Genomic DNA, 24783 nt, shown 5'->3' on the forward strand with positions numbered 1-24783 from the left:
ATTATAAACGGTTATCGTGCCAGAAATTCACTGGGAAGTGATTCTCTTCATGATATGCTTCAAATTCATAACCCTTTTCTTTTAGACCCTTTAAAATTGCTGGCACAGCAGCAACTGATTGCGGGTGAATATCATGCATTAAAATGACTTCTTGCGGTTTTGTTGCACCAGCTAATACATTTTGAGCGATTTGCGCTGCCGCTGCATCAACTGGTACTTTATTATATTTCCAGTCTAAAGAGTCAATTGTCCAGTCCCATACTTTCAAACCGTCCTCTACTACTTTATTTCGGAGACCTTCATTTAAACCAGGCGTCGATCCGTACGGAGGACGTGTTAATTTAGGGGATTTCCCAATAATATTTGCAATTAAGCCTTGATCTTCTTTCATTTCATTAACATACTCGCCATTTTTATATAACTTCGCATAATTGTGTGTCATACTATGCATTCCAACATAATGTCCTTCTGCATTTTCACGTTTTACTAAATCAGGAAACTGTTTCACATTCGCGCCAATTAAAAAGAATGTCGCCTTCGCATCATGCTGTTTTAACATATTCAATAATTCAGCCGTATATTTTCCTGGCCCATCATCAAATGTAAGGTAAGCAACTTTTCTTTCCGTTCCATTAAAACGACTTGGTGCCGTTTTATTCATTTCAACTTTCGGTTGTTCACTTGCAAGCTGTATTACATTTTCTTGTTTCGCAACAGCTTTTGCTGGTGAAGTAATAGATTGAAACATGAAATACCCAATAGCTACTGCTGCAATCGCTATTAAAACGACTACTACTCGTTTAATGTTAAAAGCCTTTTCCATTCTATCGAATTCCTCTCCCTATTAATCTTATATATAAATCACCCAATGTAATTATACATCTATTTATTTTATTACACTATATAAACAAACAATATATGAATTATAGTGGGAGCTTTATCAAAATTGTTGTTCCTATCCCTTCTTTACTTATTATACTAAGAGTACCTCCATGAAGGTCTACCATTTTTTTTACTATAGCTAGACCAATGCCTGCACCTGCAACATGATTATTAATTTGATAAAATGACTGCTCTATAAAAGGTAGATGCTCTTCAGCAATTCCAATACCTTGATCTGTCACTTTAATCACTGCTTGTCCTTCACGTTTTGTCACTTCAATGTGGACTGTACTGTTTTCATATGAATATTTAATAGCATTATGAATAATATTCAAGAAAATTTGCTTTAGCCTATTTCGATCCCCCATCAATTCAATTCGTTCTAGAATATGGATGAATTGAATTTTCTTCTCTTCAGCGTTAGGAGTTAATTGCCAAATCGTCTCCTCTAGTATATCGTACAATTGCACTTTTTGTTTATATAAATTAAAATGATTTGATTGTAATCTTGAAAAATCTAGCAATTCTTCTACTAAATGAATCAATCGGTCTGTCTCACCTGAAATAATTCCCATACCTTGCTTTATTTCTTCTTCCGTTAAATGCTCTACAGTTTTTAACGTCTCACTCCAACCTTTAATTCCCGTTAAAGGCGTCCGTATTTCATGAGAAATAGAAGCAATAAATTCATTTTTCATCTGTTCTGCTTTTTCTATTTTATCAGACATATAGTTTAAACTATGTGCTAACTCACCTAATTCACCGGGATAGTCTTCTTTAATTCTATCTTTCAGTGTTCCTTCTGCGATTTGTGAAGAAGCTTGAATAATAGATTCAATTGGCTCAACAAATGAATTTGCCAAGCGTCTGCTAATTAAGAAGACAATTCCTGAAATAACAATACCTACAGAAATAGTAAACATCATGATTTCAATAATCTTTGCATTTACATGTGTTAAAACAGTCGTATATTTTAAAACACCGATAGTTTGCCCTTGGTGTACGAGTGGACTTAATACTTCTAATTGTTTTTCATTATCTTTCGTAGTAGTAACTCGGTGATACATTTCCCCCTCTAGTAAAGAATAAGGAATATTTACTTTACCTTCTACCTTTTGTCCGCTTGACGACTGTATAATCGTACCGTGCCGATCGATCAATTGTAATTCTGTTCCTTCCAATTGAAAACTTCCAATGATGTCACCACTATATTCGTTCAAACGAATAAAATATAATGAATTATACTCAGAGAAAAAACGTGTACTCGTCTTCGCATGAGATTCTATATACTGTACAATACCATTATAATAATATTGATAAATAGAGACTGAAAATGCTATTTCAAACAATACAAGCATAAGTGTTATGACCGTCATAAAATACAAAGTCACTTTCCGTCTCATTTTATAGTTTCCTTCCACACATATCCTTTACCCCACACTGTCAGGATAAACTGCGGTTCAGATGGATTGCATTCTATCTTTTGACGTAACCGCCTCATATTTACATCTACGACTTTCGTCTCACCTACGTAATTAACTCCCCAAATCATATTTAATATTTCATCCCGTGATACCGGCTTAGAAGCATGGTCCATTAAATATTGTAGTATCATATATTCTGTAGGGGTTAAATCCACTAATTGCCCATCTTTATATAAACTTTCTTCTGTAAGATTTAATGAAAACGGACCAGATGTAAGTATATTTGTTTTTTCTGCATGCACTTCTATTCTTCTTAATAAGGATTGTACACGTGCCGTTAACTCTACTGGACTAAACGGCTTTGCAATATAATCATCCGCCCCAATTCCTAACCCTTGTACCTTATCCTCATCTTGTACACGTGCGGTTAACATAATAATACCCATTTTTTTATTATTTTCCCGAATAGCTTTACATACTTGAAAACCGTCAATCCCTGGTAACATTACATCAAGTAGTGCAACTTGAACAGTATGTTGACGTAAAATCTCTAATGCTTCTTCCCCTGTATTAGCCTCTAATACATGAAATCCAGCACGTTTCATATTTAATACAATAAAGCTACGAATTGGTATTTCGTCTTCCAATACTAAAATTGTTGGCATAATTCCCACCTCCTACTCTTGTTGATAATCCGCTAGCGGTTTTATATATGCTTTCACTTTTTCAAACTTTGATTGCTTCGGTACTGCATATACGTGAGAAGCTGTTTTAACTGCTGCCTCGTATCCTTTTATTTTGAACCAGTCTCTCCGCTTAAAAATATGGACTTCAAGCCATACTTCATTTGTACTTGCATCCAAAAACTGTTGAACATTTGATTCCTTTTGCTGATCTGGGATAGTAATTTTCCCCATTAACTCTTCAGGAATTTTCACAAAATATCCTTTTTCTATATTGATATATCGTTCTTCTATAGGTTTAGTTCCATCTTCACTCCACTGTATGTAACGTTCAAAGAGCGGACTATCGCCATGTGATTTATCTTCCCAACCTTTTGGACGTACAGTACGAACAAATTCAATAATGCCGTCTTCATTTACGTCTTTACTTTCCACAACATAATCATTGAATAAATCTTCTTTCCCGTCTATAGGTAATTCCTCATAATGATCCTTATCAAATTTCGCTACATATGTTACACCTGAATGAGCCCCAACTCCCGCATCAATTACAACCGCCTTTGACATTTTGGAAATACATCCAATCTGTATTCTTTGAATACTATTTATAAATGGGTCAAATGAAACTTCAGATATAGTCTTAAACTGCTCAATGAACTCAACTGTCAACTTCTCATCTTTTTCATAAGTAACAAGGCTTATATCATTAAGACCATTTCTGTTTAGATCTTCTATAAATAGCTTCGTATAATGCCGATTATAAATCTCCTTCATATCTTCATTTTCTTCCGAGAAAACATACATAACATGATCTAAAGATTGGCGACTTACAGAGATTCCAATTAATAATTCTCTCTTCCCATTCCCTGTAAAATCACCCACTTCAACGATATCTACTTCTCCTCCATCAAATTTATGCGTGGACTTTATTTTCCATCCATTTCCGATTTCCTCATATACAGCTAAATATACGCTATGATCTTCATTCGGCAATTTATAAAATACGATGGCTTCTTTTTTATTATCTTGTTTAAAATCCATTGACCAAATCATTTGTTTATCTTTATTAGACATCGGAGTAAGCAATCGATAATTAACAGGCAAATCTTTATCTATTTGCTCTTTCAATTCATTTATCCATTTCTCATTTGCAGGAGCCACCATTAAATTTGTCGGAGCTTCAGACATTTTACATCCAGTCAATATAAAGATGATTCCCATAATGCCTATCCATTTCTGCATATGATATCTTTCCTTACTACAGATTTTAAGTATTTCTCTATACTTTTGCTTCTCCAATATTCTCATACATATGAGTATAATTTTTCTAAAATAAAAAATCGTTACAGAAAAGTTACAAATCCATTTCCAAAAAAAAGATTGGCGGAGGCCAATCTTTTTTTACTATTCATTTCGAACTGATTTTGGTGTTACACCTAAATGTTCATTTAATTTATTTGAAATATCTTTTACATTTTTTTCGTTTGGAATGTAATAATAAATACCACCAATACGTTTATCCGTTCCTTCTATTTGCATCTTTTCCATTTGCAGATCCGATCCTGCCATATTTTTCGTAATAGCAAGCATATCATCAAATGTTAAATTTGTTTTCATATTTTTATCAACTGCATCCAGTAAAGAGCCCATTTTGCTAATTGATTGAACAGACATTGCTTTTTTCGCAATTGCTTCAATTACAAGTTGTTGCCTTTGACCACGCATTGTATCACTGTCAATTTTACGCGTTCTTGCAAGTGCAAGTGCTTGCTCTCCATTTAAATGTTGGAAACCTTTTTCTAAATGAATCATACCTGCTTGGTCTTTACTATCTTGTTCTGTGAAAGTAACCGGTACATCAATATCAATACCACCAAGTGAATCTACAATTTGTACAAATGACTCGAAGTTAAACTTCACATAATAATCAACTGGAACATTTAAAAATCGTTCAACTGTATCTCGTGTACTTTCAACACCACCAAATACGTGTGCGTGTGTAATTTTATCTAATTTCTTTCTAGATGGAATGTAAACGCGTGAATCACGCGGAATACTTACTAATTTAACTGACTTATCATTTTTATTAATTGTCGCTAATAAAAGTGCATCTGTCCGAACCGCTTCGCCATATTGGCTTTTTCTCATTTCACTTCCGTCTACACCCATAATTAAAATTGAAATATTATCCTTTAAAGGTTCAACTTCTTTATCCCGTTTTGATGACTTATCAATTTTTGCATATGCATCACTTACAACAGCTTTTGCTTTGTTATATATAAACGATCCATATCCTACTCCTCCAAAAATAAGTAGGAAAAATGGAATTAAAATGAACCATTTTATAGACTTTCTTTTAGAACGTTTTTTACTGCTTCTCGTGTTTTGTTCTAATTCAGAGCTCATGTTCATTCTCCTCTCTTTCTCTTTTCCTAGTATAATGTATGTCTAGTAATCTTCATATTGAATTTCCTTTCAATCACCTTACATTTTTGTAAGGTTACATCATGAATCCAATATGTATTCCATTTCACATTATACTCTCGTGCTTATTTTTGGCAAGTCACCATTTACCAACTTCAAAAATTTAACACTTTGAAACATTCTAATTTACAGATTTATCATTTTGTTATTTGTGAATATAAGACTTAAACCCCAAAATTCATTAAGTATGCAGAAGCAAGTTTCCTTTAAAATCCCGATTGGTTCACCTAATAATGAGTAGGGAATGCCCCCACTCATTAAAGCTTCACTTTATTGACTCTCATTTGGTGTATACATTATTTGCTTCCCGTTATTATAAATTAAAGCTGAATTTGCTTTAATTTTTGTTTTTTCTATTTCCACATCGTCATTCGAGAAATTCACAATGATTTTAATATCTTTTCCATATGAAGCAGATTGTACTAGCTTATCTTCTGACAGATATGCAAAGTTCGTCATTTCTTCTTTTACTGCCTTTTCATGAACTTCATTCCAAACTTTCAGATGCTGTGTAATTTCTTTTTTATGCTTATTCCACTCTACTTCATCTAAATGGTACAACGGAGGAACATTATACAATAACTCATATAACATACGATTTCCAACTTCATCTTTCACCTTCAAACTTCCCCATTCCCAGTGGTGCGTTGTAATAACGGAATTATTGTATACTAATTTATATAATGGTACCGAATATACTGGATTTAAATATACTTGTTTATATTCTTCTTTCAACGGTACTTGTTTTACATATTTTTCAGGAACATTTTGATTTGGTGACCAATATCCACCTACATAATACGGGCTTGTTTTGTTTTTCCTCATATCTTCATCGTCCCATTTAATAACTGGCGTTTCAATTCCATGAGCAAATGCAATCGTACTACTTGCAAAATCATTTCCGCCCTCAGAGCCAACTACCATACCTTTTTCTTGCGCAATATAATCCATTCGTTTTAATCTTGCTTTTAAATCTTGTTCTTGTGTCGTTATATGTTTCGTTGAATAGTCATCATAAATTTCACCCGTTGCATCACAATCAATAAACCATGAATTATACTTAGGTCCATTTTGTAATATATCGTTCATTCGTTCTTTTACACTAGGAAGTGATAATGTCGGATTTAATTTTCGACCTCTCCCTAAAAACCCTTGTACCTTCTCTCCATTTTTCTTCGTTACAGTTGCTTCTTCATATAACGATGGATCATTAAAGGAAGCTGTGTTCCAATTTTTATCACCTTTTTCGTGAATGGAATGGTAAGAATCATACGGACCAACTAAATATCCCATTTTCTTAGCTTCTGTAACGAAATTAGGCTGCATAAATCCTTGTTCCCAGTTCGGCAGACCAATCCACGCTTTGCCTATCCCTGCTTCTTTCATTTCCTTTATAATATCTGTTCCATCTGCAGAACCCCATTTACTCACCTCTTCAACCGCATCACCGAGTCCTGACTTTAATAAATACTTATTTAAGCTATACAACTCCGTCTTCGCTAAGTGATCTACGCCTTTCTTTAATAGTGCACTAGCTTCCTGATCAACTTTCGGGAAAATATCCTCTTTATAAAATTCCTTCATTGATAATACTTCGTTTACATAACGCAAAATAACATTTTTTTGATACTTATCGATGAAATCTTGTTTACTTACTTGCTCAAATACATTCAGTTCTCCAGGTTCTGAACTATTCTTTTGAATGAGTTCTTTTATATGGCTAAACAGTGGGCTATTTATTTGCTCCCTTAGCTTTGGCCAATTTACGTTACTTTCTGATAAACCATTTTGATTCCAAAAATAAAAATGACCTGCACCGTAAAGTTTTTCTATCTCTTTATTTTTTCTAGCCTTTTCTTGTAATGTTTTAAATTCACCTTTTTCAACGATATTGTTCTTATATAGTTTGGCGATACTTACTGCATCATTATTTGTCACATATAACTGAAATCCATATGTTTTATTTTTATTTATACTCGGGAATTCATGTGTAAAATCAAATCCTATTTTCGGATCTGAATGAAATTTCAATTCATTATTAAACATATTGTTTGCAATATATACAATCGAATATTTCGAACCATTTAATGCGAAAAACTTCATGGAAAATGATTCAGCAAATGAATATGCATCATCCTTCAAAAACTTCTTCCAATTCTCATCATTACTTGGAATTTGCTTACCTTCCCATAACGGAAGTGTATAATTTTCAGCTTGTACTTTCGGCCATGTAAAACTTTCTGCACCAGTCGATTCCACTTCAATATTTAAGTGGTCTTTTTTCTTTTCTAAGTTTACTTTTACTTTTTGATCTGGATATTCCCATGATGTGCGATCCTTGTCTTTTTTTAAATTCGACACCTTCATTTTCGGTAACGGTTGTGATGCCTGTTCCTTTACACCATCATGTTCTACATTTAACGTGAAAGTCTCTGGATTTACATCATAAGTAAAATCTTTATACGTCGCTTTCTTTATTTTAGACTCTTGTAAAGCATCATTACCATTTACATCACACCCGACTAAAGTCGAAAATGACATTGTTGTAAGAAGACATATTGCTATCATTTTTTTCATCTTCTGCACCTCCACCACTGAATATACAGGGGTTTTGTTACAGGAATGTGGCAAAAAATAATAGAGCTAGCATAATGCTAGCTCTATTCAAAGTATAAAAGGTAAATTTATGAACAACTATAATCTGCTTAAAAAGATATGTACTACAGTGGTATTATAATCCTTTTTTCATTCTCACTAATTATTAGATCAAACAAATCAAAATTTTAACAAGCTTTCCTTAGCTGAAAAAGTAAGTGTATATAATGTATCCTAAAAGTAGCACTAAAATGATTAGCCCTGTACTTCTCCAACTCATACCACCTACCATGTCAACTGGATTACCTGTTTCAGCTCTATCTAGTCCATCCTTTAAAGAACCTGTAGGATTATTTTTCAATTCACTTTGTCTTATGCGCTCTCTTTTTTCTTCTGGTGACTTTTTATTTATATAATCACCTCCAAAATTAATGCACTCTTTACTTACATTATACAAAATTAGCATCCGTTTTATATGGTATTTCCACAATAATCCAATTCGAAATGTATTTACAACGTAAAGAAAGCTAGCGATGCTAGCTTTCTTTATAATCCAATATATTCTTCCTTATTTACAGTAACCCCTTTATGATCGATTTCAAGCTCACATACTTTCATTGCTGTAAATACTCTCGCTAATTGCTCAGCAATTTCTTGCCGCTTCTCATATGGAGTTAATATAAAAATGGATGGTCCCGCGCCACTAAGTGCTGTACCATATGCCCCAAACTCTTTTGCACATTTACGAATAGATGGTAATAACGGTATAAGTTCTAAACGATACGGCTCGTGAAAATGATCTCTCTCCATCATCTCACCTACAACTTCCCACTTCTTTTGACATAATGCAGCTACTAACACATTGCTAATTGCACTAGCTTTAACAGCCTCATGAAAAGGAAACATCTTTGGTAATACAGATCGACTTTCATCCGTATTTAGCTCTTCATTTGGAATAAGAGAAATTACGCCTAACTCCTTACTTTCAACCCTCACGACCGAAACATTCTTTCCGTCCAGTGCTCCAATTACAGTTCCACCTAAAATAGAAGCAGCAACATTATCTGGATGTCCTTCAAAATTTGTAGCAATTTGAACTTTTTGATTAGTTGTTAAATGTAAATTTCCAAGTTGATTCGCAAGCTCTATTCCTGCTACAATCGCTGACGCGCTGCTTCCTAGCCCTCTTGTCAACGGAATATTACTAGTAACTTCTATTATATGGGGTGATAAAGAAGGACATACTTTACATGCCGTACTAACAATTAAATTTTTATCGTCTGTTGGAATTGAATCGTCAAAAGAATGTACTACTTGCCACTTATCAGCTTCTCCTTTTACACTCACTTCTAAATATAATGACAATGCTATTCCTACTGAATCAAATCCAGGTCCAACATTCGCTGTGCTAGCAGGAACACGAACTCTTAATGGTATCACGACATAATCACCCCTTTAATATGATCTTTAATTTGTTCTATATCATTTGAAACACTTGCAATGTCTAATTTATTAGAAGAAATTGCGATATCAGGATCTTTCAAACCGTTTCCAGTTAAAACTGCAACAACCGTCTCTCCCTTTTTGATTTTTCCAGATTGAACATGTTTAATTACGCCCGCTAATGAAGCATTTGATCCTGGCTCTGCAAAAACTCCTTCAGTTTTTGCTAACAATCTATACGCATTTAAAATCTCCTCATCTAATACCATATCTATTTCACCATTAGACTGCTCAGCAGCCTCTACTGCATACGACCAACTTGCTGGGTTACCGATGCGAATCGCTGTTGCAATCGTTTCAGGTTCCTCAATTACATGTCCTTTTACAATTGCCGCTGCTCCTTCCGCTTCAAAACCGTGAATTCTTGGCTTCTTATAGCCTTTTTCTTTCTCATATTCACAGAACCCTTTCCAATATGCTGTAATATTCCCAGCATTCCCAACAGGAATAGCTAAAACATCTGGTGCGCTTTGCAACTGGTCACAAATTTCAAATGCCGCTGTTTTTTGTCCTTCAATTCGATAAGGATTCACTGAGTTTACTAATGTAATCGGCTCTTCTGCTGCAATATTTCTTACAGCCCGAAGTGCATCATCAAAGTTTCCTTCTATTGAAATGATCTCCGCCCCATAAGCGACTGCTTGCGCTAATTTTCCATGCGCAATTTTCCCTTCTGGTATTACGATAATACATTTCATCCCGAGGCGTGCCGCATATGCAGCAGCTGATGCTGATGTATTACCTGTTGACGCACAAATGATTGCCTCTGAACCTTCTTCTTTCGCCTTAGCAACGGCCATTACCATACCACGGTCTTTAAAAGAACCTGTTGGGTTTGCTCCTTCATATTTTCCGTATAACTGAATCCCTAATTGCTTTGATATATTTAATAATGGAATAAGGGGTGTATTCCCTTCCATTAAACTGACATCAGGTGTGTTTTCATTCACTGGTAAATAAGAAGCATACTGTTTTAATAGACCTTTATACATATTGTTTTTCCTCCTCAATAATGTAGTAACTGTTTATTTCACTTGCGACATCTTCTATCGCTCCTAAAACTCGTTCGAATTGATATTTTGAAGTTTGATGTGTCACAACAACGACCTCTGCAAGTTCACGATTCAAAGGTAATTGAATGACCTCTTTTAAACTCACAGAATAATTAACGAAACATTCTGTCACTTTTTGTAACATTCCAGGCTCATCTCTTAATGAAATGCGTAAAAAATATTTCGAAACTACTTCTTCATCTCCTTGTAATTCATATGGCTCTGGTTCTTTTAACGCACTTTTGTTTTTCGGAACTTGATTCATATTTTTAACGATTGAAATAATATCACTTACTACAGCAGAACCAGTTGGTAACTTCCCAGCTCCTGGCCCATAAAACATCACTTCCCCAACCGCTTGACCGTGAACATACACCGCATTGAATTCGTTATTTACATTCGATAATGGATGATGACTTGGCAATAAAGTCGGTTCTACGCTTAAATGAATGGATGATCCTTGTTTCTCCGCTTTACCAATTAATTTCATAGTAAATCCTAACTTTTCGGCCATTTCTAAATCTTCTTTTTCTACCTTTCGAATACCTCTAACTTGAACATCATCTAAAGAAACATTCATCGAAAAACCTAAGTTAGCAAGAATCGCTACCTTTCTCGCAGCATCTAGTCCATCTACATCTGCTGTTGGATCAGATTCTGCGAAACCCAATTTCTGCGCCTCCTGTAAAGCCTCTTCATACGACCATCCATTTTGACTCATCTTTGTTAACATATAATTTGTTGTTCCATTTACGATTCCCATTATTTTTTCAATTTGATCTGAAGCTAGCCCGTCTGCTAATCCTCTTAATATTGGAATTCCACCTGCTACACTTGCTTCATAAAACAAATCGCAATTATTTTCATTTGCTAATTGTAGAAGCTCAGCCCCATATACAGCCATTAAATCTTTATTTGCAGTTACAACATGTTTTTTACTTTGCAAAGCCTTCATAATATGCTGTTTCGCTTCTTCAATTCCGCCCATTACCTCTACTACAATATCAATATTTGAATCATTTAGAACTTCATCCACATTACTCGTTACTACGATTCCCTCAATACAAACATCACGTTCTTTTTCTAAATCACGCACAACGACTGCCTTTACCTTTACTTCACACCCTGTATCAAGAGCGATTTTTTGATAATGTTCTTTCAAAATATGGACAACACCACTTCCGACAGTACCTAACCCTAATACCCCAACATTAATAACATTATTCATCTTCTAATCTCCTCCTAGAATTTTATTTTTCACCTCTATCAATCACCTTGCTCTGCCATTTTCCCATGCAAGTGGTGGTTATTTCCGTACGTACTAATCGTTTCATGTTACAGCACCTCCCTTCAAAGTAATAAAAAAAACACACTCATCCCTAGTAAAGGGACGAATGTGTTTTCGTGGTTCCACCCTTGTTCCAACCCAGACTTATTTTCTTCCAGATTGCTCAAGTTCAGATAACGGCTGATACCGTCAATAATTACTAGATTACTCGTTCACTATTGAAGTTCAAAGGTGGTAAGATCATTTCCCGTGTTAGGAAGCTCGCAGCCTTTGGCTCCCCTCTCTGTAAACCGTAAAAATCATCTCATGTCCTTATCGTTACTTTTTCGTTCATGTTTATTTGTTAACTCATTATACTCGCATAAAAAACAAAATCAATATATTTTTTTATTATTTAAAATTTTCAATCTTAAAATCCATAAAAAAACACACTCATCCCTAGTAAAGGGACGAATGTGTTTTCGTGGTTCCACCCTTGTTCCAACCCAGACTTATTTTCTTCCAGATTGCTCAAGTTCAGATAACGGCTGATACCGTCAATAATTACTAGATTACTCGTTCACTATTGAAGTTCAAAGGTGGTAAGATCATTTCCCGTGTTAGGAAGCTCGCAGCCTTTGGCTCCCCTCTCTGCAAACCGTAAAAATCATCTCATGTCCTTATCGTTACTTTTTCGTTCATGTCTATTTGTTAACTTATTATAGTTATGAAAATTTTAAAACGCAAGCCTATTTTCACTCACTAATTTAAATATATTTTTTTATTATATTTCACAATAACATTTTACAAAGACTGCTCTTATTACGTATCTTACAACTTCCCAACTTATAAACCAGCAGTTCACATATGAAAGTCTCATTCTAAAACATGAAGATTCCCCTCTCACTAAAATTATATTGATAAAGGAATTTTCAATACAATCTTTTCGTATAACTTTCTTCTAAAGAACGTGCAACTTCCTCTTCTGAGGCATTCACTTTCGCATGCTCAAGTAACATTTTTGCTGCTGAAGGTAGCGCTTTTTTATTTAACCACGATTCTGGATTCCACATATTTGAACGGATAAAAGCTTTCGCACAATGAATATAGCATTCTTCTATTTCAACAACAATTCCAAGTAAAGGATTACGTCCATTCGCCTGCATTTCTTTTAATATTTCTTCATCATTTGTAACGTAAGCACGGCCGTTTATTCTTAAAGACTCTCCAAGACCAGGGATAAAAAAGATTAATCCTACGTGCGGATTCGAAATAATATTTAAAATAGAGTTTATACGACGATTACCCGGTCTTTCAGGAATGATAATTTTATTTTTATTTAGGATGTATACAAATCCAGGTGCATCTCCTCTCGGCGAAGCATCACACTCTCCGAATTTATTTGCAGTAGACAATACTAGAAAAGGAGATTTAGATAGAAAATCTACGCAATGATGATCAAGTGATGAAATAACTTTTTTCAAAGCGCGTTCACTAGGTTGCCCCAATATTTGTCGTAATTCTTCCTCTGTTGAAATAATCGATTTTATTTCCTTACCTTCTATCTCCACTTATAATCACTCCTTTTTCTTTATTTTCCCAAAATTCAATACAAATATTGTATAATAAAATTTGCAGAAAGGGGAATTAAAATGACAGAGTGGTTAACGATATTTGATCCTGAAAGAACTACACTTGGAAAGAAATTACGTGATGAAGTGCATCGTGACGGCGATTGGCACGAAACATTTCATTGCTGGTTTGTAGAAAAAGATGCTGAAGATATGTTTTTATATTTTCAATTACGCTCTAAAAATAAAAAAGAGGCACCGGGTATATGGGATATTACATCAGCTGGACACATTATGCATGATGAAGATGTACAAATTGGCGGCCTACGTGAAATTGAAGAAGAATTGGGGCTTTCCTTTCAAACTACTGATTTAGCATACAAAGGAATCTTTAAAATAGATTATGAAATTTCAAATCTTATTGATCGTGAGTTTTGTCATATGTATTTCCACAATGTAATAAAACCACTTCCATTTGCACCAGGTGAAGAAGTAGATAATGTGATGAAAGTACATGCCACTTCTTTTCTACAACTATTAAAAAAAGATGTCCCATCTATAACAGCTGTTTCTCTTTTAAACAGTAAACCGATCACAATAACATTTGAAGATATTTATCCTTATGAACTTGAATACTATGAATTTGTTGTAGAGCAAGGACAAGAATTGCTAAAAAATAATAGTTTGTAAACAAAATAGGACTCCCAGCTTATATTGCGCGGAGTCCTATTTTATTTTTCATTATTGTTCAAGTGTCTTTAATCTTTTCTCTACTCGCATAAATAAGTGAATAATCAACAATAGCATAACAATCATAATCGCTAAAGTTGTATGGGGATATCTAAACAGGATACTAATAATACTTCCTATCAACATCATAATGAATCCATTTTGTTTCATCACTTCTGCACTATATTGATTACCCGCATCCCATAATTCCTTATTTTTCATAGATCGTTTCGTCCGGTAACCGTATGCTGCGTTTATATCTGTCGGTGGATTCTTTTGAAGAATAAGTGCGGCGAGTATAAATATAACACCAATCAATATGCTCATTCCTATGTTTACTAGTGCATACATCAACTATATCCCCTCCTAACTTACACTTTCATTATACGTCACAAACCTTTATCTTCCAATTCCCAGTATATTTAACCCGCATTAACAAACAGTAAGACACCATGATTGACGTTTGACTGTTATTTTCTCTCTTTCGATGTCTGGAACATACTTGGCAATGTTACAAAGCGTGCTCCTTTTGTTTTTAACTGAGGAATGATTCGGTCTAGCGCATCCACAGATCCTTGCAAATGTCCACCTGGTGTAGAATGCTGAAGTATTACACTACCTGGAAATGAATTTCCTAACACATTATTTGTGATCGTATCAGCACTTACGCCTTTCCAATCAACCGTATCGACACTCCACTGTACAATCATAAAATTTTGCTCCGTTGCCCATTTCAATTGATTTTCAAGTATTTCACCATATGGTGGACGTATAAATTTAGGAGCATAACCAGCTAAACGATTTAATATTTCTTCCGTTTTTATAATTTGATTATGATACTCTGCCTCATTTACTTTCGCTAAATTCGGATGATTATACGTATGATTACCAATTACATGTCCTTCATTAGCGATACGCTTTACTACATTCGGATACTTTTCTGCATTTTCACCGAGTAGGAAAAAGGTTGCTTTCACATTATGTTTTTTTAACTTATCTAATATTTTTGGTGTAAATACTAAATCTGGTCCATCATCAAATGTAAGAGCTACTTCTGCTTTATTGTATGGTCCTGAAAATGCATACGCATATTTTTCGACCCACGAAAACGGTGTCCATGACCCCCGATCCGCTTCTTTCATTTGGATTTGATAATTTTGAGGAACATTTAATGCGTATGGCACTGCGCTTATATAGTCTCCATAATAAAATGAGTTATATGGCATATAAGCATACGAAACATCTCGTTCTAGTCCCCATTGAAATGGAACGAACATTTCTGGTGAATAAAAATAATACATGATAAAAACCTCCCTAAAATTTCATATGTCGCTTATATACACTTTGTTAGAGAATTTCTTATCAATATACAAAAATAAGACTGTCCATTATTAGGACAGTCCTATTACTCAATATAATTAATAAATTACTTTACTATCTCTCGGTAATTTTCTCACATGTTTTAAATAACTTGTCACCCTGTCATCATCACCTTGCGGGTATTGATATCCATAAGCGTTAGCAATATCATTTGCTACTTCCCTAAATAGATCTCCCATTACAAAAAATGACTCCCAAATGTTTTCATATTCTTCATTTGAAAATGTCTTTTTAAATTGCTCCCACATATCTTTTTCAAAATACTGTTCGAAATGCTTTCCAAACTTCCCTGTATTAACTGTAAAGCCTGTTTTCATCCCAATATGCCATTCTAGCATAACAATAAGCATATCTCGCACAGGGCCATCAAGCATTCCTTTCACGTAAGAAAGCTCTTCTCTCCATAGCCCCTTTGCCACATTTGTACCGCACCACCAAAACTCATTACAGCAATCTAAAAATTCTTTTTCTGAAGGCTTTTTTATAACATACTCTTTATCGCTTGCAGGTGGAAATTCTCCAATACAATCATCTTTATCAAGAATCAATTTACTTAAACTATCTTGTCCAACGAATATATTTATCAAATCAACTGGAACTAGCGTTAAATCAATCCGATTTCCATCCATGAACTGCATTAAATACGGAAACTTTCCATCTTCATCTGCTGGAACTAATGACATTTCTTCTGGCATTTGTACAATCATTATTTCTCCAAATCTATGAATCCAATCATGATTAGACGTAAAAGATTGTATATCTTTTACAACATAAATAATATCATAGTCTTGAAAACAGTCTTTTTTCACATTTGGATTTACACGTGATCCATTCATGATGACAGCTCGAATTCTTTCATCTTCTTTTGCTGTATTTATAATTAAGTCTAACATTTCTTTTTCAGTTCTCATCTATTATAACCTCCAATTTATAATTACAAAATATAGTTTTATGTATTTGGGAGGTCCACGAGCTAAATCTGCTATACACCGTACACGTTATAATTTTTGAAACATCTTTTTCATTAGTTTCCCTCCTATTTCCTCACATCTATTAGTCTAAAACGTTCGCATACAAGTAACATATCTTCAGAAAATTCATGATCAACTTCATCCAATTTACTTCTGAAATATCTTTCATGAATCTCCTTCCAATTTGTATAACTTCCGTCCCCTTCGGCAATCGCAAATTCTTCTGTAATTTCATTCATAGGTACTATCGTTACTTCTATCGTTTTTACGATTGCTACTGGATTTTCATCGTGATCCAAAATAACACCGTAGTCTTCTGTAGTTGGTATCGGTATATTCTCCACTTGATAGAAAAGATATGCAGAACAAGTCGCTGTTTTCGTTCCTTCAACCACTTGCTGAGCAAGGCGATTAGGGGTATCACCAAATTTCCATGCACTTACGTTTTGAGGTGCCTCTTCGTTTTTCCAAAACTCCTCCCAATATCGTTGTGCTGCTGCATTCATTAACTCCCACTCCCATCAAAGTCTACTATATGTATAACAGACGCTCAAACCCTATTACTCTTTGACAACTGCCATTACAAATCCGTCGTACCCTTTACATCCTACTGTTTGAAGCGCAGTAGCACTTACACGCGGCTCAGCGGCAATTAATTCATAGAAACGGCGTATGCCTTGTACACGAGGATCCTTATTAGAAGTATCAATAACTTCTCCTTCTCGTACTACGTTATCCCCAATAATGACAGTGCCAGGGCGTGATAGTTTTAATGCCCATTCAAAATAAGCGGGGTTATTTTGTTTATCAGCATCTATGAAAATAAAATCAAATGGTTCATACTTCTCATTTTCTATTTGTTGTAAAGAATCTAATGCTAATCCTACTCGTATTTCAATTCTATCATTCAAATTGGTACGCTCAATATTGCTACGTGCAATTTCAGCATGTTTTTCACTCGCTTCTAAAGTAACAATCCGCCCTCCTGATGGCAATGCCCTTGCAAGCCATATTGTACTATATCCACCTAAAGTGCCAATTTCTAAAATGTTACGAGCTCCTTGAATTTGTACTAGTAGTTGTAAAAACTTCCCTTGAGTTGGAGAAACATCATGTGCCGGCAAATTAGCTGCAGCGTTTGCTTGAAGAACTTCTTCTAATGTAGAATCTTTTGGTATTAATACATCACTCATATATTGATCAACAGCCGTCCATTTCTCAATCATACTCATGTAAATACCATCCCCTTCAATTTTTCAATACTTTCTACCATTCACATTTAATTATACCGAAAATTCTGTTTCATATACAAACAAAGAAGGGACACCCATTCCATTACAGAATAGATGTTCCTTCTTTGCTTATAAAGTGAAACTTTAATCAGTGGGGTTTTGTTCATCCCCCACCGATTATCCGCCCTCACCAATCGGACGTTTACGGATTAGTAGACCAAAGTCCAGCAGATTTAATAAATGTACGTTTATTTAATTTCAGCTGTGCTACGATAAATTCTGCAATATCTTCTGCTTGCATTACTTTATCAGGATTTCCATCAGTTAACCCTAAATCTACAGCCATATCAGTTGCTACTGTACTTGGTGTTAAAGCTGTTACACGAATGTTATGTTTACGAACTTCCATCGCTAACGATTCTGTTAAACCAAGAACACCAAATTTAGAAGCACTATACGCACTCGTTACAGGTGCACCTTTTTGCCCTGCTGTAGATGAAATATTAATAATATCACCAGATTGTTGTTCAATCATGCTTGGTAAAGCGGCACGAGTTGCATAGTATACACCCATTAAGTTTACTTGAATGATTTTTTCCCAATCAGCAACGTCTAGTTCTAAAAACTTACCAAACTTAGAAATACCAGCGTTATTAATTAAAATATCAATAGATCCTAAACCATTTTTTAACGTTTCAATTGCAGTAGTCACCTCTTCATATGAAGATACATCAGCAGTCGCAATAACAGCTTTTACGCCTTCTGCTTCTACTTCTTTCGCAACTGCTTTTAAGTTTTCTTCTGAACGAGCTAATAGACCTACATTTACGCCTTCTTTCGCTAATGCGATCGCTACAGCACGGCCAATCCCTCTACCTGCTCCTGTAATTAAAGCATTTTTACCTTGTAATAATTCTGCCAAGTATAACACTCCTTAATCTTCTCAGTTGTTTATTCTATTAAAAGTGTATCTATATTTATGTAAAAAGGCAATGATGCACTTTCATGTGCGTAGGTTACTTATAGGTAACTATCGTAATGGTAAATGCATATTTAAAGAAAAACTAAAGTAATAAATCGATAACTAATCTTCTCTTCATAAAAAATAATAAGATAATTATGAATACCTCTCTTTTCAACATAAAAAAGTCCTCTCTAAGTCTCATTCTTTTCTCCACATTACCAGGAGTTTTTGAATTACTACTTAAAGGGGATAATCTCAAACAACGTTGTTTTATAAACTACAAAATATTATAGGATTTAATCAACTTTTTTAGATTCTTTAGATTCACTTTTGGAATTTCCGGTAAACCGCGAAATAATATAAACAAATGGGGGGTTATTCAACACCGCTAAATTTTGAGGGAGTAAGTATACTGCCTAGCTAGGATTCGGTAACAATATAAATTATGTAGATAAATGATTTTCTACTAAATTTATTCACTACATTATAGTTGGTTTCGAGTTTCTCTTGAATTACTTTTGCCATCTTCACAGCATATTCTTCAAGTACATTCTTATCATGAGCATATGAAGATGACGCACAAGCTCATAGTGCTGTTCCTATTCTTCGTCACTAAATTCAAAGCTCTTCTCGAATGGAAGTGAACTGTTACCATCAACAGAATCTATTTTCCTAATTTCACCAAACTGTAATTCTTTTTACCTTTACGAATAATGATAAACCTTCCATCGAATGAGTTTCCAACTGTAACATCTGTATTTACATCTGTTACCTTTTCACCATTCATAGAAATAGCTCCATTATTAATGTCTTCCCTTGCTTGACGTCTAGAAGGTTCAATCCCTAGATCAACTAACCACTCAACAATATTTTTTGTTTCGTTTGAAGCGTGGAAAGTTGGCATATCTTTAAATCCTTGTTCAATTTCATCTGCAGTTAATGATTGAATATCCCCACTAAATAACGCTTCTGTAATTTTTAATGCTTGCGAAAGCGCATGCTCACCATGAACAAATTTCGTCATTTCTTCTGCTAATACTTTTTGTGCTTCACGTTTATGAGGTTCTGTTTGAACCTTGACCGCTAATTCATCAATTCTATCTTTCGTTAAGAAAGTGAAGAATTTTAGATATTTAATTACATCGCGATCATCTGTATTCACCCAGAACTGATAGAATTCAAATGGTGTTGTTTTTTCTGAATCTAACCAAATCGCCCCACCTGCTGTTTTACCAAACTTTGTGCCGTCTGCTTTTAGCATTAAGGGTATTGTTAATCCAAATGCTTTTACCTCTGCCCCTTCTAATTTACGTATTAAATCTAACCCACTTGTTATATTGCCCCATTGGTCACTACCACCAATTTGTAGTTGTACTCCTTCGTATTTGTATAAATGATGGAAGTCCATAGCTTGTAGAATTTGATATGAAAATTCTGTAAAAGAAATCCCGCTCCCTAATCGACTTGCTACAATGTCTTTTGCTAACATCGTATTCACACTAAAATTCTTACCGTAATCACGTAAAAATTCAATAATATTTACCTGATGTGTCCAGTCATAGTTATTTACCATCTTCACTTTACTATTACCACCAAAATCAAATAGCTTTTTCATTTGTGTCGTCAATGCCTCAACATTATGCTGTACTTGTTCTAACGTCTGTAATTGACGTTCTGTTTGACGTCCACTTGGATCACCAATTGTCCCAGTAGCTCCTCCAATTAAAATTACTGGATGATGCCCTTCTAATTGGAAACGTTTCATCATCATAAATGGGATTAAATGTCCAATATGCATACTATCGCCCGTTGGATCTACCCCACAGTACAGGGAAATTTTTTTCTCTTCTACTAACTCACGTAACCCTTCTGCATCTGTTTGTTGATTGATAGCATTACGCCATTCTAATTCGTCAATGATGTTCATGCTTTTCTAACCCCTTTCATTTTTAAGAATTCGCTTTTTAGTGTGTCTGAAAACAAAGGTCCCTATGTCTAAAAAATACATAAGGACCATTCTTAATCGTATTGCCGCCCAGATTGTACCATTAATATTACTCTCAGCAACTGTATCTATAACTACTGCGCTGCACTTCTTCAACGTTTATCGTATACTACACCTTAAACAGATTCATCATTACTTTTATTTTTCACATTGTAAATTATTTCAAGTTTTTCTTGAATTGCACTTTCAATCTTATTAGCGTATTCATCGAATACATCTTTATCATGAGCGTACGGAGATAATGCACAAGCTCGTAGTACTGTTACTTTTCTTTCCTTATCCCATTCTTCTTTACTAAATCCAAGACTTTTCACAAATGGAAGTGGGCTATTTCCATAATCAGGGATAGCAAAGTCTGTATGAGAAGTAAGAAATTCATTGTAGTATATATTTCCTTTTACATAAGAAGATTGACCAAAAAAATCATGATTTAATTTGTTCATTTTTGCTAAACTTGTGTTTCCTTCTTCATTAAATACATAGTCAACCATATTAAAATCAGGCTTTGTTAATGGATAAACATGAATAGTTTTATCTCCAACTTTAAATTGTTTATCCTGTAAAAAATGATAAAAATGGTAAGCTCCTTCAATACTTGCACCTAGTAATTTACCATAACCAGTCACGTTTAATGGTAATACTTTATGGGCTGTCCAAACTGAGGCTGCAGTTGCCCCTGCTTTAGAACCTTCAAGCATATATGCACCAAGTAATGCAGGAATATCAGCTCCCTTTTCAAACACATATGTTGCGAAGTAAGAAATTACATCACGCATTCTAATATCTTTTACAACAATCCCACCCGCAGAGTATGGTATATACCCCATTTTATGCGGATCAATTGTAACGGTTTCAGCCTGGTCTATTGCCTTGAAAGAATTGTAAATATCTTCTGTCAACCATTCATTTTCCGAATTGAAAATACCATATTTTACATATGTTTCATCGATTTTGTTATAGTCAATAAATTCATTGTTTTCATCTAAGAAAATCGCTCGAGCATACCCACCATAAGCAGCATCTATATGAATGTAAAAATAAATACCCTCTTGCGCTAATTTTTCACGCAACGCAACAATCTTATCAATACGATCTACTTGTCCTTCTTCTGTTGTACCAATAACAGCTACCACACCAAGAATAGGTATTTTTTCTGCAGCTAATTCTCGGATTTTTTCTTCAAGTTTATCAATGTCCATGCGATAGTTATGATCAACATCAATTGTTTCCACATTATCAAGGCCTATACCAATAATATCCGCTGATTTTAGCCAAGAATAGTGTTTAGTTTGTGGAATCAACCATTTGCCCAGCTCTTGTAGATGTTGACCATTACGCGCAGAATGTGCTTTAATTTCATCAATTTTTCCAGGTATTCTTTCTAAGATATCTAAAATTTCTTCTGTAGACATATTTAATAATTCCCATTCTGATTTATCTTCTACAAATTGAGGAGCTACTTCTTTAATAGCTAAAGGAAGGGATTTCATGTTTCTTGCATACCAAAGGCCTTCTAGATTAGCAATAGAACCATCCGCACAAATATGCCCCCAACTCTCACCTTTTTTATAACTCATAAGAGCAGCAAATTCATGCCCTACTTCTTCCTCCATTTGAGAAGTGCCTGGAGAAGATTCATACGCCACGTTATTCCCATTCCATAACATTGCAGCTGTATATGCAATAATAGCCGGCATTAATGTTTCTGAATTCATATGTCCCCAAAACCGCCCTGCCGAATGCCATGGTAATGAATTGGTACGAAGTTTTGAAGATAACACATCCATTACACTGCGGATATGGTCAGCAGTTTCTACGAATTTTTTCGAGCTTTTATCTTGCGGAGTAATAATTGGTAGGTCTTGTGGTTGGTAATTTTGACGCCAACCTACATGTTCATCTACCATTTTAATTAACAACTCTTTAAATAAATCGGCATTTTCACCTTTATCACCTAAGAATAATGCTTTTAAATTAATATCCGGTATTTTATAGTTCATTTTTCATTTCCTCCAAATTATCACAAATATTCCCTAAGTAACCTCGATACAAAATACGTTATTATTTTTTGGTTTTTTCTGCACAAAAAATTCACACATAAATTAATATCTGCCATCAAAAACGGGATATAAAATACTGTTAATCAAATAAGCCAGCTCATTTGATAACAAAACTTAAGGAATACGTACCAAATATTTATTTGTTCTTTAGCTTGATTTCCTTATATCCTCAGGTGAGCTATTATCTTTCTTCCACTCTGGTTTTTTAAATTTGTTGATGATAAGTGCTATACCAATCATTGCTAATGTAACGACCACTTGATAAATAACATATCCAGTATATTGACTTGGCTTTAAAATAGATGGCGGAATAATGCTTACAATAATCGTAAAAACAATACTTATCATTGAAAGAATAGAGACCGTCCATATTAATCCATTCCCTTTACTCCCTAATCTGAATGGTCTATTAACGTCTGGCATCTTATAACGCAAGCGAACAGCTGAAATAGCAATTAAAGAGTACACAATACAATACAAAATTGTTGTTGTAATTGTTATTATTAAGAATGCACTGTTTACATCTGGAACTACTATATATAAGATAGATACTAATGAAATTACAATTGCTTGAATCATCACAAAAGTGATTGGAATATCTTTCTCTGTTCTCTTTTGAAAAAACTTCGGCAAATTCCCTTCATCTGCCACTTTAATCATAGATTTACTTGGTCCAAGTACCCATGCACTTAGCTGAACTAAAACCCCAATTAAAATCATTAAAGAAATAATGTTAACAAAGATAGATGGAATCCCTAGATTTTTAGTGAAAATCATATATGGCTGTGTTATATTCGCAAGCTCCAATTTACCTTTTGGTACCGCATTTGAAACAGTTAACCCAGCAATGATATTAAAAATTGCTAATAAAATTACTGAAGTGATAACAGCAATTGGATAGTTACGTTTTGGATTGTCAATATTATTTGCATGTACAGACGAAATTTCTACTCCTGCAAAAATAAAGATAATTCCTGATAAATAAGTTAAACTTCCTAAGTCCTTAAAATTAGGAATAAGATCCCTTGGCTTAAAGCCGCCTAAATAACTATTCGATTGAATCCCGTTTTTTATCATATAAATGACACCTAGAACAACAAGAATGACAAACGGAATGTACACACCAATAACAGCGCCCCAGTTACCCGCAACTTTTACCATATCAAACTTAAGGTTTAATAAAGTCACACCCCAGTATGAAATTAAGATTATGGCAAAAATAAAGTAGTTGTTTGAAGATAGTTCTGGTTTATTAATAACGTAACCCGATAGAATACCAACAGTTGACGCAACCATTACCATCCCAAAAAACATTTGAACCCATAATAACCATGAGGTGACAAATCCCCATTTCTCACCTAATGCATTTTCGACCCAAACTTGAGGTCCACCTTCTTCAGGGAAAGCCGTAGAAAGCTCAGCTGACATTAACGCAATAGGTAGAGCGAATGCAAACGCAGCTATCAACATATAGAAGATTTGGGTCCAACCAGTAATTGAAAGAGTCGGCACACTTCGTACCGTTCCAAAAAAGGCCATTGTGATACCAATTAACCCAAAAAGTGTCAATTTTTTTATATTAGACATAAAAATCCCTTTCTTTTCCATATTTAAACTAATTCATAAAAAATATTAGATGTACCCTTTTTAAAATAGGCATATCAATTAATACTTATGTAAGAAAAGGATTTGGCAAATTTTAATAACTAGGTAAATTTCTTTAATAGGTGTCTTTTCATAAAGGCATATGCAGCCTGATGATCTCGTTTTTTACGAAGTTGAATATCCAATGTGTACCCTTCTTTGTTCCTCCACCATATTTCAAATGCGCCAATTACTCCTCATCAAGAAGAAACGAGAATTAAGCGAATATAAATAACTTAACAACCCATATTAGCAACAAAACATGAAGAAAAGGCATTCCAAATATGGAACGCCTTCTTTTATTTTATAAAATCATCAACTTAAACCTATTTTTCAA

Annotated in this window: 21 protein-coding genes, 1 pseudogene and 2 other annotated features; of the genes and pseudogenes, 1 reads left to right on the forward strand and 21 read right to left on the reverse strand. The window is 34.4% G+C overall.

Annotated elements, in window-relative coordinates; genetic code table 11:
- Nucleotide 1: 1 nt before the first annotated feature.
- From ACTFQM_RS05550 to ACTFQM_RS05600, 11 genes are all read right to left on the reverse strand, one after another.
- Nucleotides 2-823 (reverse strand): peptidoglycan-N-acetylglucosamine deacetylase, encoded by an 822-nt coding sequence (locus tag ACTFQM_RS05550; protein ID WP_002171473.1) that lies wholly within the window; start codon nucleotides 821-823, stop codon nucleotides 2-4.
- Between the two features lie 100 nt (nucleotides 824-923).
- The gene (locus tag ACTFQM_RS05555) at nucleotides 924-2285 is read right to left on the reverse strand and encodes a sensor histidine kinase (RefSeq protein ID WP_440033693.1); all 1362 of its coding nucleotides are present in this window, start codon (nucleotides 2283-2285) and stop codon (nucleotides 924-926) included.
- On the reverse strand, nucleotides 2282-2971 hold the full coding sequence (locus ACTFQM_RS05560) for a response regulator transcription factor (RefSeq protein WP_002171471.1): 690 nt from the start codon (nucleotides 2969-2971) through the stop codon (nucleotides 2282-2284). Before ACTFQM_RS05560 ends, ACTFQM_RS05555 begins: the two co-directional genes overlap by 4 nt.
- A gap of 12 nt (nucleotides 2972-2983) precedes the next feature.
- Nucleotides 2984-4231: a hypothetical protein gene (locus ACTFQM_RS05565; RefSeq protein WP_440033694.1), complete on the reverse strand. Its 1248-nt coding sequence runs from the start codon at nucleotides 4229-4231 to the stop codon at nucleotides 2984-2986.
- Nucleotides 4232-4393: 162 nt separating this feature from the next.
- The gene (locus ACTFQM_RS05570) at nucleotides 4394-5395 is read right to left on the reverse strand and encodes an LCP family protein (protein ID WP_440033695.1); all 1002 of its coding nucleotides are present in this window, start codon (nucleotides 5393-5395) and stop codon (nucleotides 4394-4396) included.
- A 348-nt stretch (nucleotides 5396-5743) separates the two neighbouring features.
- Nucleotides 5744-8050: a glycoside hydrolase gene (locus ACTFQM_RS05575; RefSeq protein ID WP_440033696.1), complete on the reverse strand. Its 2307-nt coding sequence runs from the start codon at nucleotides 8048-8050 to the stop codon at nucleotides 5744-5746.
- A gap of 220 nt (nucleotides 8051-8270) precedes the next feature.
- Nucleotides 8271-8534, reverse strand: a complete 264-nt coding sequence (locus ACTFQM_RS05580; protein WP_440033697.1) for a DUF6366 family protein — start codon at nucleotides 8532-8534, stop codon at nucleotides 8271-8273.
- An 80-nt stretch (nucleotides 8535-8614) separates the two neighbouring features.
- A complete protein-coding gene (gene thrB, locus ACTFQM_RS05585) occupies nucleotides 8615-9508 on the reverse strand; it encodes a homoserine kinase (protein WP_440033698.1) in 894 nt (297 codons plus the stop codon).
- Nucleotides 9505-10563, reverse strand: coding sequence for a threonine synthase (gene thrC / locus ACTFQM_RS05590; protein ID WP_440033700.1), 1059 nt, complete (start codon nucleotides 10561-10563; stop codon nucleotides 9505-9507). Before thrC ends, thrB begins: the two co-directional genes overlap by 4 nt.
- Complete coding sequence (locus ACTFQM_RS05595) at nucleotides 10556-11851, reverse strand: homoserine dehydrogenase (RefSeq protein ID WP_002171464.1); 1296 nt, start codon at nucleotides 11849-11851, stop codon at nucleotides 10556-10558. The genes thrC and ACTFQM_RS05595 overlap by 8 nt, the downstream gene beginning before the upstream one ends.
- A 155-nt stretch (nucleotides 11852-12006) precedes the next feature.
- Nucleotides 12007-12239 (reverse strand) — a binding site (T-box leader).
- Between the two features lie 114 nt (nucleotides 12240-12353).
- Nucleotides 12354-12586, reverse strand: a binding site (T-box leader).
- A gap of 236 nt (nucleotides 12587-12822) precedes the next feature.
- Nucleotides 12823-13461, reverse strand: coding sequence for a pyridoxamine 5'-phosphate oxidase family protein (locus ACTFQM_RS05600; protein WP_440033701.1), 639 nt, complete (start codon nucleotides 13459-13461; stop codon nucleotides 12823-12825).
- Nucleotides 13462-13542: 81 nt separating this feature from the next.
- On the opposite strand from ACTFQM_RS05600, the gene ACTFQM_RS05605 reads away from it, so the two are divergent.
- Nucleotides 13543-14151 (forward strand): NUDIX hydrolase, encoded by a 609-nt coding sequence (locus ACTFQM_RS05605; protein WP_440033702.1) that lies wholly within the window; start codon nucleotides 13543-13545, stop codon nucleotides 14149-14151.
- A 51-nt stretch (nucleotides 14152-14202) separates the two neighbouring features.
- Here ACTFQM_RS05605 and ACTFQM_RS05610 read toward each other — a convergent pair whose 3' ends face one another.
- The 10 genes and pseudogenes from ACTFQM_RS05610 to ACTFQM_RS05655 form a co-directional block, all read right to left on the reverse strand.
- Nucleotides 14203-14541 (reverse strand): SdpI family protein, encoded by a 339-nt coding sequence (locus ACTFQM_RS05610; protein ID WP_440034389.1) that lies wholly within the window; start codon nucleotides 14539-14541, stop codon nucleotides 14203-14205.
- A gap of 119 nt (nucleotides 14542-14660) precedes the next feature.
- Nucleotides 14661-15491 (reverse strand): peptidoglycan-N-acetylglucosamine deacetylase, encoded by an 831-nt coding sequence (locus ACTFQM_RS05615; RefSeq protein ID WP_440033703.1) that lies wholly within the window; start codon nucleotides 15489-15491, stop codon nucleotides 14661-14663.
- Between the two features lie 117 nt (nucleotides 15492-15608).
- Nucleotides 15609-16481: an aminoglycoside 6-adenylyltransferase gene (locus tag ACTFQM_RS05620; protein WP_440033704.1), complete on the reverse strand. Its 873-nt coding sequence runs from the start codon at nucleotides 16479-16481 to the stop codon at nucleotides 15609-15611.
- 125 nt (nucleotides 16482-16606) lie between these two features.
- Nucleotides 16607-17047 (reverse strand): ASCH domain-containing protein, encoded by a 441-nt coding sequence (locus ACTFQM_RS05625; RefSeq protein ID WP_440033705.1) that lies wholly within the window; start codon nucleotides 17045-17047, stop codon nucleotides 16607-16609.
- Between the two features lie 54 nt (nucleotides 17048-17101).
- Nucleotides 17102-17773, reverse strand: a complete 672-nt coding sequence (locus ACTFQM_RS05630) for an O-methyltransferase (RefSeq protein ID WP_440033706.1) — start codon at nucleotides 17771-17773, stop codon at nucleotides 17102-17104.
- Between the two features lie 202 nt (nucleotides 17774-17975).
- Nucleotides 17976-18695 carry a 3-ketoacyl-ACP reductase gene (locus ACTFQM_RS05635; RefSeq protein WP_000818985.1) on the reverse strand — a complete coding sequence of 240 codons (720 nt, stop codon included), beginning with the start codon at nucleotides 18693-18695 and terminating at the stop codon, nucleotides 17976-17978.
- A gap of 706 nt (nucleotides 18696-19401) precedes the next feature.
- The gene (tyrS, locus tag ACTFQM_RS05640; protein ID WP_128281378.1) at nucleotides 19402-20664 is read right to left on the reverse strand and encodes a tyrosine--tRNA ligase; all 1263 of its coding nucleotides are present in this window, start codon (nucleotides 20662-20664) and stop codon (nucleotides 19402-19404) included.
- 194 nt (nucleotides 20665-20858) lie between these two features.
- Entirely contained in the window at nucleotides 20859-22742 is a 1884-nt protein-coding gene (gene tdc / locus ACTFQM_RS05645; RefSeq protein ID WP_440033707.1) for a tyrosine decarboxylase, read from the reverse strand.
- A 207-nt stretch (nucleotides 22743-22949) separates the two neighbouring features.
- Nucleotides 22950-24389, reverse strand: a complete 1440-nt coding sequence (tyrP, locus tag ACTFQM_RS05650; RefSeq protein WP_440033708.1) for a tyrosine-tyramine antiporter — start codon at nucleotides 24387-24389, stop codon at nucleotides 22950-22952.
- 125 nt (nucleotides 24390-24514) lie between these two features.
- A pseudogene (locus ACTFQM_RS05655) lies at nucleotides 24515-24604 on the reverse strand (IS6 family transposase); the annotation flags it as partial.
- Nucleotides 24605-24783 lie beyond the last annotated feature (179 nt).

Origin of the sequence: Bacillus cereus group sp. MYBK30-2, assembly GCF_051915945.1 — a bacterium.
Lineage (GTDB): Bacteria > Bacillota > Bacilli > Bacillales > Bacillaceae_G > Bacillus_A > Bacillus_A paramycoides.